We start from the raw sequence: 13490 nt of genomic DNA, 5'->3' as shown, positions 1-13490 counted from the left end.
GTCCCGTGCAGATTTCGGCCCGGGGAGACTACGCGGTCCGCGCGGCACTGAGCCTGGCCGCCGCGTACCCGTCGGTGATGTCGGCCCAGGCATTGGCGGCCGACCAGGACATGCCCCGCAAGTTCCTCGAGGCGGTCCTGGCCGACCTGCGCCGTGCGGGCATCGTCCGGGCGCAGCGCGGTGCCGAGGGCGGCTACACGCTGACGCAGCCGCCGCGCGAGGTGACGATCGGCGCGATCCTGCGCGCGGTCGACGGCCCGCTGGCCGGTGTGCGCGGGCTGCGCCCCGAGGAGACCGCGTACGAGGGCTCCGCGGAGAACCTGCCCCGCGTCTGGGTCGCGGTGCGGGCCGCCGTCCGCGAGGTGGTCGACGAGACGTCGCTGGCCGACGTGCTGAGCGGCAAGCTGCCGGCCCACATCCGGAAACTCACCACGCTCCCGGACGCCTGGCAGCCCCGCTGACCCGCACCGGGTAGCGTGCGGGACATGTCTGTCCTGGTGGCGTTCAGCGTGACCCCGTTGGGCACCGGCGAAGCGGTCGGCGAACTGGTCGCGGAGGCGATCCGGGTGGTCCGCGCGTCCGGCCTGCCGAACCGCACCGACGCCATGTTCACGACGGTCGAGGGCGAGTCCTGGGACGAGGCGATGGGCGTCGTCCGGGCCGCGGTCGCCGCGGTACAGGCCCGCGCCCCGCGCACGTCGACGGTCATCAAGGTCGACTGGCGCGAGGGCGTCAGCGGGGCCCTGGACAGCAAGGTCTCGACGATCGACCGCCTACTCGGCTGAGCCCACGTAGCGCAGGCCGGTCAGCGCCGTCCCGGCCGCCCGTTCGTCGTCCTCGGTGAGGCCGAGGTCGGCGAAGAAGTAGGGCGCCGCGACGACCGACCGGGTGCGGAAGCGCCGCCGCAGCGCCGTGACGATCGTGTCGCCGCGGTGCAGCCGCTCGGCCGTGGCCCACTCGTCGAGATAGTCGGGCCACGACGCGCCCGACTCCCGCCACCGCTCGGCGTGGCGGTGCAGCCAGCCGTCGCCGGGCGGGAGCCGCGCGAAACACCACCGCGCCGTGCGCTCGTCGAACCGCTCCCGCGCCCACTCGACCACCACCACCGCGCCGCCGGGCCGGGTCGCCGCCGCGATCCGGTCGACGACGTCGTCGAGATCGTCGACGTGGTGCAGCGAGGTGCACGCCACCACCGCGTCGACCGGTGCGGGCGGCGTCCAGCGCTCGAACTCCACCCGGTGGAACCGGGCGCCCACCGGTGCCTCGGGGTCGACGCCGACGGCGTCGTAGCCGGTCTCGGCCAGCGCTGGCAGGAAGCCGCCGGCCGGGCCGCAGCCGATCTCGATCACCCGGGCCGGCGCCGGTGGCAGCGCGGCGTGGACGAACGTCCAGTTGGCGCCGAGCCACCGGCGGGTCGGTTCGTCGGTCATCGCTCGTCGACGACGTCGGCCGTCTCGACGCCCTTGACCGTGACGAGCGCGAACGCCTCCGCGGCCAGCGGCAGGCGGGCTTTGACCGACGCGTAGGCGTGGGCCGCCGACGCCCAGGTCCAGGTGTCGGTCCAGGTCGCGTCGGCGTCCCGGGTCAGCTTCGTGGCGACCGGCCCGTCGAACCCGGACCGGACCGCGGCGATCAGCTCCGCCCGCTTGGCCAGCAGGGCGTCGGTGTCCGTGGTGTTGGCGGTGAACTTCGTGACCCGCACGATCGACATCTCGCGTCTTCCCTTCACTTCGCTAGAGCCACTCACTAGTGACTCACTCTAGAGTTACACTAGCCGGGTGACGAGCGTCAAGGGCCGGGCACCGAACCGGCGCACCGTGAAAGCGCGGGAGACCCGCACCCGCATGCTCGACGCGGCGCGGGAGCTGTTCATCGCGCAGGGATACGGCGCGACCACGCTCACCGACGTCGCGGCGGCCGCCGGCGTCGCCGTGCAGACCATCTACTTCACCTTCGGCAACAAGCGGACGCTGCTGAAGGAGATGGTCGACGTGACGATCGCCGGCGACGACGAGCCGGTGGCCACGATGGAGCGCCAGTGGTACCGGGACGCCCTCGCCGCACCGACCGCCGTGGCGCAACTGCGCGCGCAGGTGGCCGGCGCCCGCGGTGTGCTCGAGCGCGTCGCGCCGATCGTCAGCATGATCACGCTGGCCGCGGCCGCGGACCCGGAGATCGCGGACCTCTGGCCCCGCGACGCCGACCCGCGCTACACGGTGCTGTCGACGGCCGCGCGGTCGCTGGTGGCCAAGCCGGACGCGCGCACCGGCGTCACCGAGGCCGAGGCCGCCGACCTGCTCTACGCGATCCTCTCGCCCGAGCTCTACCTGCTCCTCGTCCGCGAGCGTGAGTGGTCGCCGGACCGCTACGAGAAATGGGCGTTCGACACCCTGCGCCCCCAGCTCTGCGGAGAGGATTGAGCCCATGCCGACCGACGCCGACCGCGCCGCCATCGACCGCCTGATCCGCGACTGGGTCACCGCCGTGCACACCGGTGACCTCGACGGGGTGCTCGCCGACCACGCCGAGGACATCGTGATGTTCGACGTGCCGCCGCCGTACGCCGGTGTCCGTGGGCTCGACGCCTATCGCGCGACCTGGCCGGACTTCTTCACGTGGCAGGAGCAGGGCGCGGACTTCGCGCTCGAGTCGCTCGACGTGACGGCCGGCGACGACGTGGCCTTCGCGTACGCCCTGTTGCGCTGCGGCACGCCCGAGGAGCTGGCCGCGAAGCCCGACCTGCGGCTGCGGCTGACCGTCGGGCTGCACAAGCGGGACGGCCGCTGGCAGGTGACGCACGAGCACCACTCGTTCGCCGACGACAGCGTCAGCCCACCAGCTCCGTAACCGCGGCCGCGAACACCTCGTGGTGGGTGGCGACGTCGGCCGGCGTGGTCGCCGGGCACATCAGCGCCATGTTGTGGAACGGGGTCAACAACACACCCCGGTTCAGCAGGTACGCGTGCAGGAAGTCCTCGATGTCCGGGTCCGCCGCGGCGGCCGAGGCGCCGCCGCTGCTCGGTGCCGGGCTGGCGAACCGGTACTCCACCCGGGCGCCGAGCTGCGTCACCGACCACGGCAGGCCGAAGCGGTCGACGACCTCACGGACCCCGGCCGCGAAGGTCGACGCCACCTTGGTCATCCGGGCGAACGCCGCCGGCGTCAGCACGTGCTCCAGCGTGGCCCGGGCCGCCGTCACCGACAGCGGGTTGCCCGCCAGCGTGCCGCCGACCCCGCCCATGTCCACCAGGTCGAGGTCGTCGCGCCCCGCCAGCAGGGAGGCCAGCGACGCCGACAGGCCGTACGCGCCGATCGGCACGCCGCCCCCGATCGCCTTGCCGATCGTGACGACGTCGGGTTCGAGCTCCCACGCCGCCGTCGCACCGCCCGGTCCGGTCGAGAACGTGTGCGTCTCGTCGTTGACCAGGTACGAGCCGTAGCGCCGGGTCAGCTCGCGGACGCCGGCGAGATAACCCGGCTCCGGCAGCACGATGCCGATGTTGGTCAGTGCCGGCTCCATCAGCACCGCGGCGACGTCGCCGTGCGCCAGCTCGCGCTCCAGACCGGCCAGGTCGTTGTACTCGGCGACCCGGCTGGTGGTCGTCACGTCGCAGGGCGCGCCGACGTTGCCGGGGCGGCCGGCCGGCTCGCCGTCCGGTCCGACGACGATCAGGGACTCGTCGACCGAGCCGTGGTAGCAGTACGAGTTGACGAGGATCCGGGGCCGCCCGGTCACCGCCCGCAGCAGCCGGATCGCCCACCGGTTCGCGTCGGTCGCGGTCAGCGTGAAGCTCCACCGCGGCACCCCGAAGCGGCCCGCCAGCTCGGCGCCGACCCACGCGGCGTCCTCGGTCGGCAGCATGGTGGCCAGGCCGTCACCGGCGGCGCGCCGCACGGCGTCGACGACCGGCGCCGGGGAGTGCCCGGCCATCGCGGCGGTGTCGCCGAGGCAGAAGTCGACGTACGTGTGTCCGTCCACATCGGTCACCCGGGCACCGCGGGCGCTCGCCGCGTATACGGGGAAGCCGCCCGCGGCCTTGTTCATCCAGGTCATCGGCACGCGACCGAACAGGTTGCGGGCCGCCGCGTAGGCGTCGGCCGACCGGGCGTGCGTGGCGGCGAACTCCGCCCGCTCCCGGGCGAGCAGGGCCGAAAGTCGATCGCGGTCGATCATCGCCGCACCGTACCAGCCGACGGGCCGAAGGTACGGTGATGCGATGGAGTTTCAGGATGTTGTCCGCAAGCGCCGGATGGTCCGCAGCTACGAGCCCGACCGTCCGGTGCCGCCCGACGTCGTCGACCGGATCCTGCGCAACGGCCTGCGCGCCCCGTCGGCCGGCTTCTCCCAGGGCTGGGGCTTCCTCGTCCTCGACACCCCCGAGGACCACGACCGCTTCCGGGTCGCGATGCGCCGCTCCGCGGAGCCGGAGTAGTGGTTCGCCTCCCACTACGCCGCCCCGCTGCTGATCGTGCCGTGCTCGCACAAGGACGCCTACCTCGACCGGTACGCGCAGGCCGACAAGGGGCACGAGGACCGCTCCGACGCCTGGTGGCCGGCGCCCTACTGGGACATCGACACGGGCATGGCGGCGCTGCTCATGCTGCTCACCGCGATCGACGCCGGCCTGGGCGCGTGCTTCTTCGGGTTGCCGATCGACGCGATCGAGCCGTTCAAGAAGGAGTTCGGCGTGCCTGCCGGCTACGCACCGATCGGCGCCATCTCGGTCGGCTACAGCGACGAGCCGCCACGCGACCTGCGCGGCCGCCGCCGACCCACCGACGACGTCGTGTTCCGCGGCAACTGGGGCTCAGCCGAGTAGCACGGGCTCGCTCTCGTTGTTGGCGCGGTCCAGCGACGTGACGCAGTAGCTGCCCGCCGGGCCGATCCAGCTCGGCAGGTCGCTGGAGCGGACCGTGGCTACGAGGACGGCGTTCTTCGCGCCGGGGTCGGCCCGGTAGATCGCGTAGCTCGTCACGTCGTCCACCGGCCGCCAGGTCAGCACCGTGCGGTCGCCGTCGCGCCGGGACCCGGTGGGTTCCGGCGCCGGCGGCCGGGCGTCCCGCAACCGGGTGACGGTCGGCACCAGGGCCGGCTGGGCGTAGTGGGCGTCGCGGTAGCGGGAGACCGCGCCGAGCCGGTCGGCCTTGACCTGCTTGGCGCTGAAGTGGATGCTGCCGGCCACCTGGTAGCGGTCGTTGAGCGCGAGCTGCTTGTCGAGCTCGGCCGGCTGGCTCCACGGCCCGGCCTCGCCGACCCGGTAGTCGGCCTGTCCGATGTAGAGCTGGACACCCGTGTCCTTGACGGTCTCCACCCACCACGGCAGCAGCTTGGCGTAGTCGGCCTTGTCGAAGCCGATGTTCCAGTAGAGCTGCGGGACGATGTAGTCGAGCCACTTCTCCTTGACCCACCGACGGGTGTCGGCGTAGATGGCCTCGTAGCTCTCCAGCCCGCGGGTCGGTGAGCCGACCGGGTCGCTGGACCTGTTGCGCCAGATGCCGAACGGGCTCAGCCCGAACCGCACCCACGGCTTGGCCGCGCGGATGCGCTCACCGACCTCGCGCACGAACGTGTCCACGTTGGACCGCCGCCAGTCGCCCCGCGACATCCCGGCGCCGTAGCGGGCGTAGCTGCGGTCGTCGTTGAACTCGTGCCCCTCCGGGTACGGGTAGAAGAAGTCGTCGAAGTGCACGCCGTCGATGTCGTACCGGTTGACGGCGTCCAGGATCGCGTCCTCGACGTGTCGCCGCGCCTCGGGCACGCCCGGGTCGAAGTAGAAGCGGCTGTTCGCCTCGCCTTCGGGGAACGCGACCGCCCACTCCGGGTGCTTGCGCAGCGGGTGGTCGGGCGCGAGCTTGGCGAAGTCGGCGCCCGCGCCGCCGGAGGTCGCCGGCTGGCTGCCGCGGTAGGGGTTGAACCAGGCGTGGAACTCGAGGTTGCGGGCGTGCGTCTCGGCGACCATCCAGGCCAGCGGGTCCCAGCCCGGATCCTTGCCGCGTACGCCCGTCAGCCATTCCGACCAGGGCGCGTAGGCGGACGGCCAGAACGCGTCGCCGCTCGGCCGCACGTGCACGAACACCGCGTTGTGGTTCATCTTCTGCGCGAGGTCGAGCCACCCCAGGTATTCGGCCTTGACCTTCTCCTCGGGCAGGCCGGGCTTGCTCGGAAAGTCGATGTTGCTGACCGTGGTGAGCCACATGCCGCGCAGCTCGCGCTTCGCGGCCAGGTTTTCCCTGGCACAGGTGGGCAGGGCGGCACCGGCCCCGGCGTCAGGGCTGGCGTCCGAGTCGCGTCCGAGCAGGCTGATCCCGGCCGGGACCGTCACCGCGAGGACGACAGCCACCAGCCCGATCAGCAACCGACGCTGCACGGCCACGACGGTAGGGCCCGGGTGCGGACGTGGTCAATGGAACAAAGCCCGACATAAGGAAACCGACCCGTTCGAGCGGGCGGGCCTTCGCCGGGGGATGGTTGAATCGGATCATGGTTCAGATCCGCCGCATCGAGGCGTCCGACGCCGCGGCCCTCGCCGCCGTCTACGTCGCCAACAAGGAGTTCCTCGCGCCGTTCGAGCCGCCGCGGGCCGAGACGTTCTACACCCCGGCCGGGCAGCTCACCCGGATCGAGGAGGCGAACGCCGACCCGCAGCTCTACCGGTGCGTCATCGAGGCCGACGGCGAGCTCGTCGGGATGATCTCACTCAGTGTGATCGAGCGCGGACCGGCCGAGTCCGCGCACCTCGGCTACTGGGTCGCCCGGTCCGTCAACGGCCGCGGCATCGCGTCCAAGGCGACGGCGCTGATGGTCCAGACCGCCTTCGGCGAGTTCGGGCTCCACCGGCTGCAGGCGGGCACGCTGCTCGACAACGCCGGCTCGCAGAAGGTGCTCGCCCGCAACGGTTTCGAGCGCATCGGCGTCGCCCGCGACTTTCTGCGGATCAACGGGCGGTGGCAGGACCACATCCTGTTCCAGCTCGTCAACGACGAATGGGAGCCCGCGTGACCGGGCGGCAGACGATCACGAGCGGGTCGACCTTCGAGGAGCGCATCGGGTACGCGCGCGCGGTGGTCGACGGCGACCACGTCTACGTGTCGGGCACCACCGGCTACGACTACGCGACGATGACGATCGCCGACGACGTGGTCGCGCAGTGCGCCCAGGCGCTCCGCAACGTCGAGGCGGCGCTGGCCGAGGCGGGCTGCACGCTGGCCGACGTGGTCCGCGTCCGGTACCTGCTGCCCGACCGCGCCGACTTCGAACCCTGCTGGCCGACCCTGCGCGCGGCGTTCGGCGCGGTGCGGCCGGCGGCGACCATGCTGGTCTGCGGGCTGGCCGACCCGGCGATGCGCTTCGAGATCGAGGTCGACGCCCGGCGCCACTGACCGGCACGCGATGATGGTGGCGTGCGGAACACACCTGGCGAGCTGCTGGTCGGCACCCCTGGACGGTACGCGCGGGAGGTGTTCCACAACCGCCATCCGACGCTGGTCGAGCGGGTCGCGGGCGCGCACCCGTACCCAGCGGCGCAGCGGGACGCGTTGCGGGCGTTGCTCGACGAGTCGCTGACGGGCGTGATCCGCCGGCTGCCGGACGACGCGCCGGACCTCGCCGACTGGGACGCGTGGGATCGCGGGCACTTCGGTCGCCCGTGGGCCGACGCGCCGTTCCTGTGGGCGGAGAGCTACTTCTACCGGCGGATCCTCGACGCGGTCGACTACTTCCGGCCGGGGCCGTGGCAGGGGGTCGACCCGTTCCGCCCCATGAAGGACGCGGAGCTGGCCGACCCGTCGCTCGACGGCGATCTCGCCTGGGTCGCGGACCTGCCCGCCGAGCCGACGGACGCGGGGCTCGCCGCCGTCGTGCAGGCCGCGGTGTTCGGCAACCGGGTCGACCTGAGCTTCCGGATGCAGGAGCCGGCGGACCCCACGGCGCCGGACGAGCTGCTGGTCGACCAGACCGGGCGGCTCCGGGCCGCGTTGCCGGAGCCGGGCCCGGTCTGTGTGGTCACGGACAACGCCGGCCGGGAGATCCTGGCCGACCTCGTGCTCGCGGGCTGGCTGCTCGACACCGGGCTCGCCGACCGGGTGACGCTGCACGTGAAACCGGCGCCCTACTACGTCTCGGACGCGACGGCGTCCGATGTGGACGCCGCCCGCGCGCGGCTCGGGCGGGCGGTGGACCCGCGCGTGGTCGTGCGTACGCACGCGTTCTGGTGCGCACCCCTCGACTTCCACGACCTGCCCGCGGACCTGGTGGCAGACCTGCGTGGGCACCGGGTGGTGCTCGTCAAGGGCGACCTCAACTACCGCCGGCTGGTCGGCGATCGCGACTGGGACCCGACGACGCCGTTCGCGGAGGCGGCGGTCGACCTCGGTGTACCGGTCGTCGCGCTACGCACCTGCAAGTCGGAGGTGGTGGTCGGGGTGGACCGGACAACGGTCGACCGGCTGGACGCCGCCGAGCCGCGCTGGCGGGTCAGTGGTCGGCACGGGTTGGTGCAGGCGCGCTGACGCGGGTCGCCAGGTCGACCATGAACGTCTGGCCGGTCGGCGACATGCACGTCACCTGGCCGCGCGGGTTGAGCCGGTCGTCGGCCGCGTAGCGGCTCGCTAGCTCCGTTGCCGCCGCCTCGTCGCCGGCGTCGGCGGCCAGCAGCAGCGCGGCGATCTCGTCCGCCAGCGCCGCGCCGGCCTCGTCGACGTGGTCCGTCATGGCGCCCCAGGTGTCCCAGAGCAGCACCTCGTCGCCCTGCCGGGCGGCCAGCTCGCCGATCACCGAGCCGTGGATGAACCAGTCGCCGCGCAGCGGCAGGCCGGGGTCCACGCCGTAGGTGTCGGGGTCGACGTCACCGCGCCGGTAGGCCGTCCATACGGCGGCGGCGGTGGCGAACGGGGCGTCGACGTTCTCGGGCCGGGGCATGTCGTCGGGGTCGAACGACCAGTCGCCGGGGCCGATCTGCGGGTCGGCGAGCACCCAACGGGTGCCGTTCCAGTAGTCGGCGACCACGTGGTCGTGGTGCCACCCGGGGACGAAGAAGTAGTCGGCGAAGCCGATCCGGATCCGTGCCGGCACGCCCTGGTGCCGCAGCGCCGCGACGGCGAGCAGCGAGAAGTCCCGGCAGCAGCCGCCGACCCGGTCCTCGGGCGCCCGTGGCGCGTCGAGCGGTGCGTCGTGCCGGGCCTGGTCGGTGGCCAGCAGCCGGTCGATCCACCGGTGGTTGATGTCGTCGGCGTGGTCGGCGGGCAGCTTGACGTTCGGGTCGCGGTAGTGGGTGATCACGTTGCGGACCACGGCGGTCAGCTCGCGCGGGTCGGTGGGCAGCTTGTCGAACAGGTGCGCGTACGCCCCCGGGTCGCTGAACGCGGTCTGCCGGGTGTTGTTCATGGGGGGTTCACACTCCACTGTGGTTGGTCGGTCGGACGGGCACGGCGACGTGCACGAAGGGGTCGTCGTCGGCGATCTCGCACCACTCGGCGAAGTAGATCTCGCGCGGTGCGCCGGTCACCGGCAGTGCAGCCTCGCGGATGTGGTCCTGGACGTCGTCGTAGGCCAGCATGATCTTTGGGTAGAAGCAGTCGCCGCGGGGCACCGTGGCGGCCGCCATGACCGCTGCGGGCTCGACCCGGATGGCGATGTCGCGGACGGGCTCGACGGTGCCGCTGAACGGCAGTCCGATCTCGACGGTCGCCTCGCTGTCCGGGGTGACGTGGCCGTGGAAGAGGATCCAGCGCTCGCCGAGCGGTGTCGCACCGGACCCGCGCAGATGCGTGGCGATCTCGGCGGCGCAGGCCAGGGTCGTCGGCACCAGGGACTGCTGGTCGCAGTCGCGGGTGATGCAGGCAACCTTGGTCTCGGGGCGGTCGAGCAGCGTCACGGCGTACGGCCGGCGGGCCGGACCGCCCTGGGTGAGCTGCTGGCGGAGGTACTCGACGCTGCCCCGGCGCGACCGGGTCTGCGCCTCCTGCGCCTGCCACCAGCGATCGAGCCGGATCGCGGCCTCGGTGTCGTCGCCGGCGAGCACCTCCGCGACCACGGACAGCGGCATGTCGAGCTGGCGCAGCAGGCTGATCCGGCAGGCGCGTTCGACCTGCTCGGTGGAGTACCGTCGATAGCCGGTGGCCGGGTCGACGCTCGCTGGGCGGAGCAGACCGGACACTTCGTACAGTCGCAGGGCTTTTGCTGACAAACCCGTCCGCCGGCCGAACTCCCCGATGGTCAGCTCACGCACGTCCATGACGACAAGTCTTCACCCTGCCCAAGGGGCAAGGTAAAGAGCGCAACGCAATGGGTATCAGGATGCGTCTCCTTAAATAAGCGACCGGGAGGACGCCGCATGCCGCCCGACAATCCCGCCAAGTCCGAATCCGCCCCCGATACCGACCCAGCCCAGGCGAAGAAGAAGGGCCGGCTCTCCACGATCCCGCGGTGGGCCCGGATCTGCGTGATCGTCGGCGCGATCCTGATGGTCGCCAGCGGTGGCCTGATCGTCACGTCGCAGGCGCTGCTCGCCCGCTACGAGGGCGCCGTCACCACCGAGGACCTCTTCGGCGAGGGCGACGACGTCGAGCCGAAGAGTGACATCAAGGGGCCGCTCAACATCCTGCTCGTCGGCATCGACCCGCGCGAGGAGACCCAGCTGCCGCTGGCCGACTCGATCATGATCATGCACATTCCGGACGGGCTCGACCGCGGCTACCTGTTCTCGCTGCCACGCGACCTCGTGGTCGAGATTCCGGCATTCCCGAAATCCGGCTTCAAGGGCGGGCACGAAAAGCTCAACGCCGCGATGGCGCTGGGCAGCCGGGTGCCGGGCGGTGGCACGCCCGACCGGGCCAAGGGCTTCGAGCTGCTGTCGAAGACGGTCTCGGCGTACACGGGCATCACCCGGTTCGACGCGGGCGCGATCGTCAACTTCAGCGGTTTCAGGAAGATCGTCGACGCGATGGGCGGCGTCACCATGACGGTCGACCAGGACGTCGTCTACTCGGAGCACATGACGCCCGACGGCAAGCACCGGCCCAACAGCGGCTGTGGCTGCGAGCATCCGTACTACGGGCCGCGGGCCAAGTACGTCCGCGGCACCCACAAGTTCAGCGGCTGGCAGGCGCTCGACTACGTGCGGCAGCGCTACGGGGTCAAGGACGGCGACTACGGCCGGCAGCGGCACCAGCAGCAGTTCGTGAAGGCGATGGCGCAACAGGCGCTGAGCAAGGACGTGCTGTTCGACTTCCCGAAGCTCGACCGGGTCATCCGGGCGGCCGGCGAGTCGCTGGTGTTCAACGGCCGCGGGCACAGCGTCGCGGATTTCGCGCTCGCGCTGCGCGGCATGCGCGAGGACTCGATCACGATGGTCAAGCTCAAGGGCGGACTGCTTCGCAACGACAGCGGCTCGTACGCCGGTGAGGCCCTGCAGCCCGAGGCGAAGGAGTTCTTCGCCGCGGTCCGTGGCGGCACGGCCGACGCGTTCATCGCCGCGCATCCGGAGATGGTCAACAAGTAGTCTTCTGGGAATGTCGGAGAGCCGGATCCGGGAGACCTACGACACCGTCGCGGCGGCCTACGACGCCGCCCTGCGATCGGAGCTGGCGGCCAAGCCGCTCGATCGCGCGCTGCTCGACGCGCTGCTGTCGCTGTGTCCGGGACTGGTCGCCGACGTGGGCTGCGGGCCCGGGCACGTGACCCGGTACCTGGCCGCCCGGCACCGGGGCGTGGTCGGTGTCGACCTGTCGCCGGCGATGGTGGAGATCGCCCGGGAGGCGGCGCCGCAGCTGAGCTTCGAGGTGGGCTCGATGCTGGACCTGCCGGTCGCAGACGGTGCGTGGTCGGGGATCGTGGCGTTCTATTCGATCATCCATCTGGGGCCCGCGGAGCGCGCGCGGGCGTTCCGGGAGTTCGCCCGGGTGCTGCGCGCCGGCGGCTGGGCGCTGGTGTCGTTCCACGTGTCGGCCGCCGACCAGCCGCCGGGAAGCGCGCATCACCTGAGTGAGTGGTTCGGGTCTGTCGTCGATCTCGACGCGTACTACCTCGATCCGGCTGCGGTGACCGCCGACCTGGTGGCGGCCGGGTTCACGGTCGCGGCCACCACCCTGCGTGAGCCGGTGCCCGGTGCGGAGTTCCCGAGCCGGCGGTGTTACCTGCTAGCCCAAGCTGACGCGGAGCGTCGGTAGGCGCCAGGTGGCCGGGTCGGGGATCCGTTCCGTTCTGTCCGCGAGCCTCAGGTCGGGATAGCGGTCGAAGAGGGCCGTCAGGGCCACCTCGGTCTGGACGCGGGCCAGCGGTGCGCCGAGACAGAAGTGCGCGCCGTGGGCGAAGCTCAGGTGGTTGTTCGGCGCGCGGTCGACGTCGAAGCGGTCCGGGTCGGCGAACGCCCGTGGGTCGCGGTTGGCGGCGGCCAGGACGGCGGTGACCGGCTCGCCCTTCTTGATCAGCTCGCCGCACAGCTCGACGTCCTCGCCGGCCTGGCGGGGGATGGTCAGCAGCTGGGGGCCGCACCAGCGGAGCAGTTCCTCGACGGACCTCGTGTCCCGGAAGGCGGTCAGCTGGTCGCGGTGGTCGAGCAGGGTCGGTATGGCGTTGGCGATCAGGTTGGTCGGTGTCTGGCCGGCCAGGACGAGGTGCCAGACGAAGGTGACGAGCTCGGCGTCGGTGAGGTCCTCCGTCACGAGCCGGCTGAGCACGTCCGGGCCGGGTGACGTCCTCCGGCGTGCCACGGCGGCCTGTGCGCCTTCGATGACGGCCGGGATCGCTTCCTTGAACGCCGCACCGTGGCCGGCGGCGACGGCCCGGCCGTAGACGTGCCACTGTGGACGATCCTCGGCCGGCACGCCGACCAGCTCGCAGATCACCTCCATCGGCAGCGGGGTCGCGAAATGGCGCAGCAGGTCGACGGTGCCGTCCTGGTCGGCGGCGCGTTCCAGCCCGTCGAGCAGGTCGTCGACGATCTCGCGTAGCCGCGGTCGCGACGCGGCGGCGGTGCGGGCGGAGAAGCCGGGCGTCACCATGCGGCGCAGGCGGGCGTGCTCGGCACCGTCGATGTGCTGCATGGTCCGCAGGTACGGCCGGCAGTGCGCCGGGACGTCGAGGCGCTGGAAGCTCTCGTCGCCGAGGGTGAACCGCGGGTCGGCCAGGAAGGCCCTGGCCTCGGCGTGCCGGGTCACCGCCCACATGGTGCCGAAGCCCGGCGCCACGAGGGCGACCACGGGCGCCTGCTCGCGGGCGTGCGCGTACCCGGTGAAGGGGTCGCGCAGCAGGTCCGGGTCGCCGAGCTGAATCTCGACCGTCACTTTTCCTCCCTAGATGTTACCGTCAGATGTTCTCATCATCCGAATGGCGGCGATATCTTGACACGGACATCCACCGCGGCGCCAGGGCTGGAGCCGATCGCGACAGGAGAGGCATGGCCCAGGCAGCCGGCTACTCGGTCGTCCTCTGCAACACTGACGAGGACCAGGCCAAGGAGGCCCGCTACCTGGACATCGCGCTGAGCGCGAAC

At 71.9% G+C, this 13490-nt stretch carries 15 protein-coding genes and 2 pseudogenes; 10 read left to right on the top strand and 7 right to left on the bottom strand.

Going from position 1 to position 13490, the window contains the following annotated elements; genetic code table 11:
• The first annotated feature begins 5 nt into the window (after window positions 1–5).
• Window positions 6–461 (top strand): Rrf2 family transcriptional regulator, encoded by a 456-nt coding sequence (locus AB0H87_RS14420; RefSeq protein ID WP_360144208.1) that lies wholly within the window; start codon window positions 6–8, stop codon window positions 459–461.
• A gap of 24 nt (window positions 462–485) precedes the next feature.
• Window positions 486–785: a thiamine-binding protein gene (locus tag AB0H87_RS14415; RefSeq protein WP_360144205.1), complete on the top strand. Its 300-nt coding sequence runs from the start codon at window positions 486–488 to the stop codon at window positions 783–785.
• On the opposite strand, the gene AB0H87_RS14410 is transcribed toward AB0H87_RS14415, so the two are convergent.
• Both AB0H87_RS14410 and AB0H87_RS14405 read right to left on the bottom strand, forming a co-directional pair.
• The gene (locus tag AB0H87_RS14410) at window positions 774–1430 is read right to left on the bottom strand and encodes a methyltransferase domain-containing protein (protein ID WP_360144202.1); all 657 of its coding nucleotides are present in this window, start codon (window positions 1428–1430) and stop codon (window positions 774–776) included. The two genes, AB0H87_RS14415 and AB0H87_RS14410, sit on opposite strands and share 12 nt — an antisense overlap.
• On the bottom strand, window positions 1427–1711 hold the full coding sequence (locus AB0H87_RS14405; RefSeq protein ID WP_360144199.1) for a hypothetical protein: 285 nt from the start codon (window positions 1709–1711) through the stop codon (window positions 1427–1429). Before AB0H87_RS14405 ends, AB0H87_RS14410 begins: the two co-directional genes overlap by 4 nt.
• Window positions 1712–1778: 67 nt before the next feature.
• On the opposite strand from AB0H87_RS14405, the gene AB0H87_RS14400 reads away from it, so the two are divergent.
• The gene (locus AB0H87_RS14400; protein ID WP_360144196.1) at window positions 1779–2420 is read left to right on the top strand and encodes a helix-turn-helix domain-containing protein; all 642 of its coding nucleotides are present in this window, start codon (window positions 1779–1781) and stop codon (window positions 2418–2420) included.
• 4 nt (window positions 2421–2424) lie between these two features.
• A pseudogene (locus AB0H87_RS14395) lies at window positions 2425–2814 on the top strand (SgcJ/EcaC family oxidoreductase); the annotation flags it as partial.
• A gap of 13 nt (window positions 2815–2827) precedes the next feature.
• On the opposite strand, the gene AB0H87_RS14390 reads toward AB0H87_RS14395, so the two are convergent.
• Window positions 2828–4174 (bottom strand): transaminase, encoded by a 1347-nt coding sequence (locus AB0H87_RS14390; RefSeq protein ID WP_360144193.1) that lies wholly within the window; start codon window positions 4172–4174, stop codon window positions 2828–2830.
• Between the two features lie 43 nt (window positions 4175–4217).
• On the opposite strand from AB0H87_RS14390, the pseudogene AB0H87_RS14385 reads away from it, so the two are divergent.
• Window positions 4218–4820: pseudogene (locus tag AB0H87_RS14385) on the top strand (nitroreductase family protein).
• Here the strand turns inward: AB0H87_RS14385 and AB0H87_RS14380 are convergent.
• Complete coding sequence (locus AB0H87_RS14380) at window positions 4809–6368, bottom strand: family 10 glycosylhydrolase (protein ID WP_360144190.1); 1560 nt, start codon at window positions 6366–6368, stop codon at window positions 4809–4811. The pseudogene AB0H87_RS14385 and the gene AB0H87_RS14380 overlap by 12 nt on opposite strands.
• A 113-nt stretch (window positions 6369–6481) precedes the next feature.
• Here AB0H87_RS14380 and AB0H87_RS14375 point away from each other — a divergent pair, with 113 nt between their 5' ends.
• Genes AB0H87_RS14375 through AB0H87_RS14365 form a run of 3 tightly spaced genes read left to right on the top strand, consistent with a single transcriptional unit; the run spans window position 6482 to window position 8508 of the window.
• Window positions 6482–7000, top strand: a complete 519-nt coding sequence (locus AB0H87_RS14375; RefSeq protein WP_360144187.1) for a GNAT family protein — start codon at window positions 6482–6484, stop codon at window positions 6998–7000.
• Window positions 6997–7380 carry a RidA family protein gene (locus AB0H87_RS14370; protein WP_360144184.1) on the top strand — a complete coding sequence of 128 codons (384 nt, stop codon included), beginning with the start codon at window positions 6997–6999 and terminating at the stop codon, window positions 7378–7380. Before AB0H87_RS14375 ends, AB0H87_RS14370 begins: the two co-directional genes overlap by 4 nt.
• A gap of 21 nt (window positions 7381–7401) precedes the next feature.
• Window positions 7402–8508, top strand: coding sequence for a damage-control phosphatase ARMT1 family protein (locus AB0H87_RS14365; protein WP_360144181.1), 1107 nt, complete (start codon window positions 7402–7404; stop codon window positions 8506–8508).
• Here the strand turns inward: AB0H87_RS14365 and AB0H87_RS14360 are convergent.
• The gene (locus AB0H87_RS14360; protein WP_360144178.1) at window positions 8474–9382 is read right to left on the bottom strand and encodes a transglutaminase-like domain-containing protein; all 909 of its coding nucleotides are present in this window, start codon (window positions 9380–9382) and stop codon (window positions 8474–8476) included. The two genes, AB0H87_RS14365 and AB0H87_RS14360, sit on opposite strands and share 35 nt — an antisense overlap.
• Before the next feature lie 7 nt (window positions 9383–9389).
• Window positions 9390–10232, bottom strand: coding sequence for a MerR family transcriptional regulator (locus AB0H87_RS14355; protein ID WP_360144175.1), 843 nt, complete (start codon window positions 10230–10232; stop codon window positions 9390–9392).
• Between the two features lie 99 nt (window positions 10233–10331).
• Between AB0H87_RS14355 and AB0H87_RS14350 the strand changes: the two genes are divergently transcribed.
• On the top strand, window positions 10332–11498 hold the full coding sequence (locus AB0H87_RS14350; RefSeq protein WP_360144172.1) for an LCP family protein: 1167 nt from the start codon (window positions 10332–10334) through the stop codon (window positions 11496–11498).
• A 10-nt stretch (window positions 11499–11508) separates the two neighbouring features.
• Window positions 11509–12165 (top strand): class I SAM-dependent methyltransferase, encoded by a 657-nt coding sequence (locus AB0H87_RS14345; protein WP_360144169.1) that lies wholly within the window; start codon window positions 11509–11511, stop codon window positions 12163–12165.
• On the opposite strand, the gene AB0H87_RS14340 is transcribed toward AB0H87_RS14345, so the two are convergent.
• Window positions 12136–13281 carry a cytochrome P450 gene (locus tag AB0H87_RS14340; protein ID WP_360144166.1) on the bottom strand — a complete coding sequence of 382 codons (1146 nt, stop codon included), beginning with the start codon at window positions 13279–13281 and terminating at the stop codon, window positions 12136–12138. The two genes, AB0H87_RS14345 and AB0H87_RS14340, sit on opposite strands and share 30 nt — an antisense overlap.
• Window positions 13282–13490: the final 209 nt, after the last annotated feature.

Origin of the sequence: Asanoa sp. NPDC050611 (assembly GCF_040654855.1) — a bacterium.
Lineage (GTDB): Bacteria > Actinomycetota > Actinomycetes > Mycobacteriales > Micromonosporaceae > Asanoa.
This window is presented reverse-complemented; position numbering and strand designations above follow the sequence as displayed.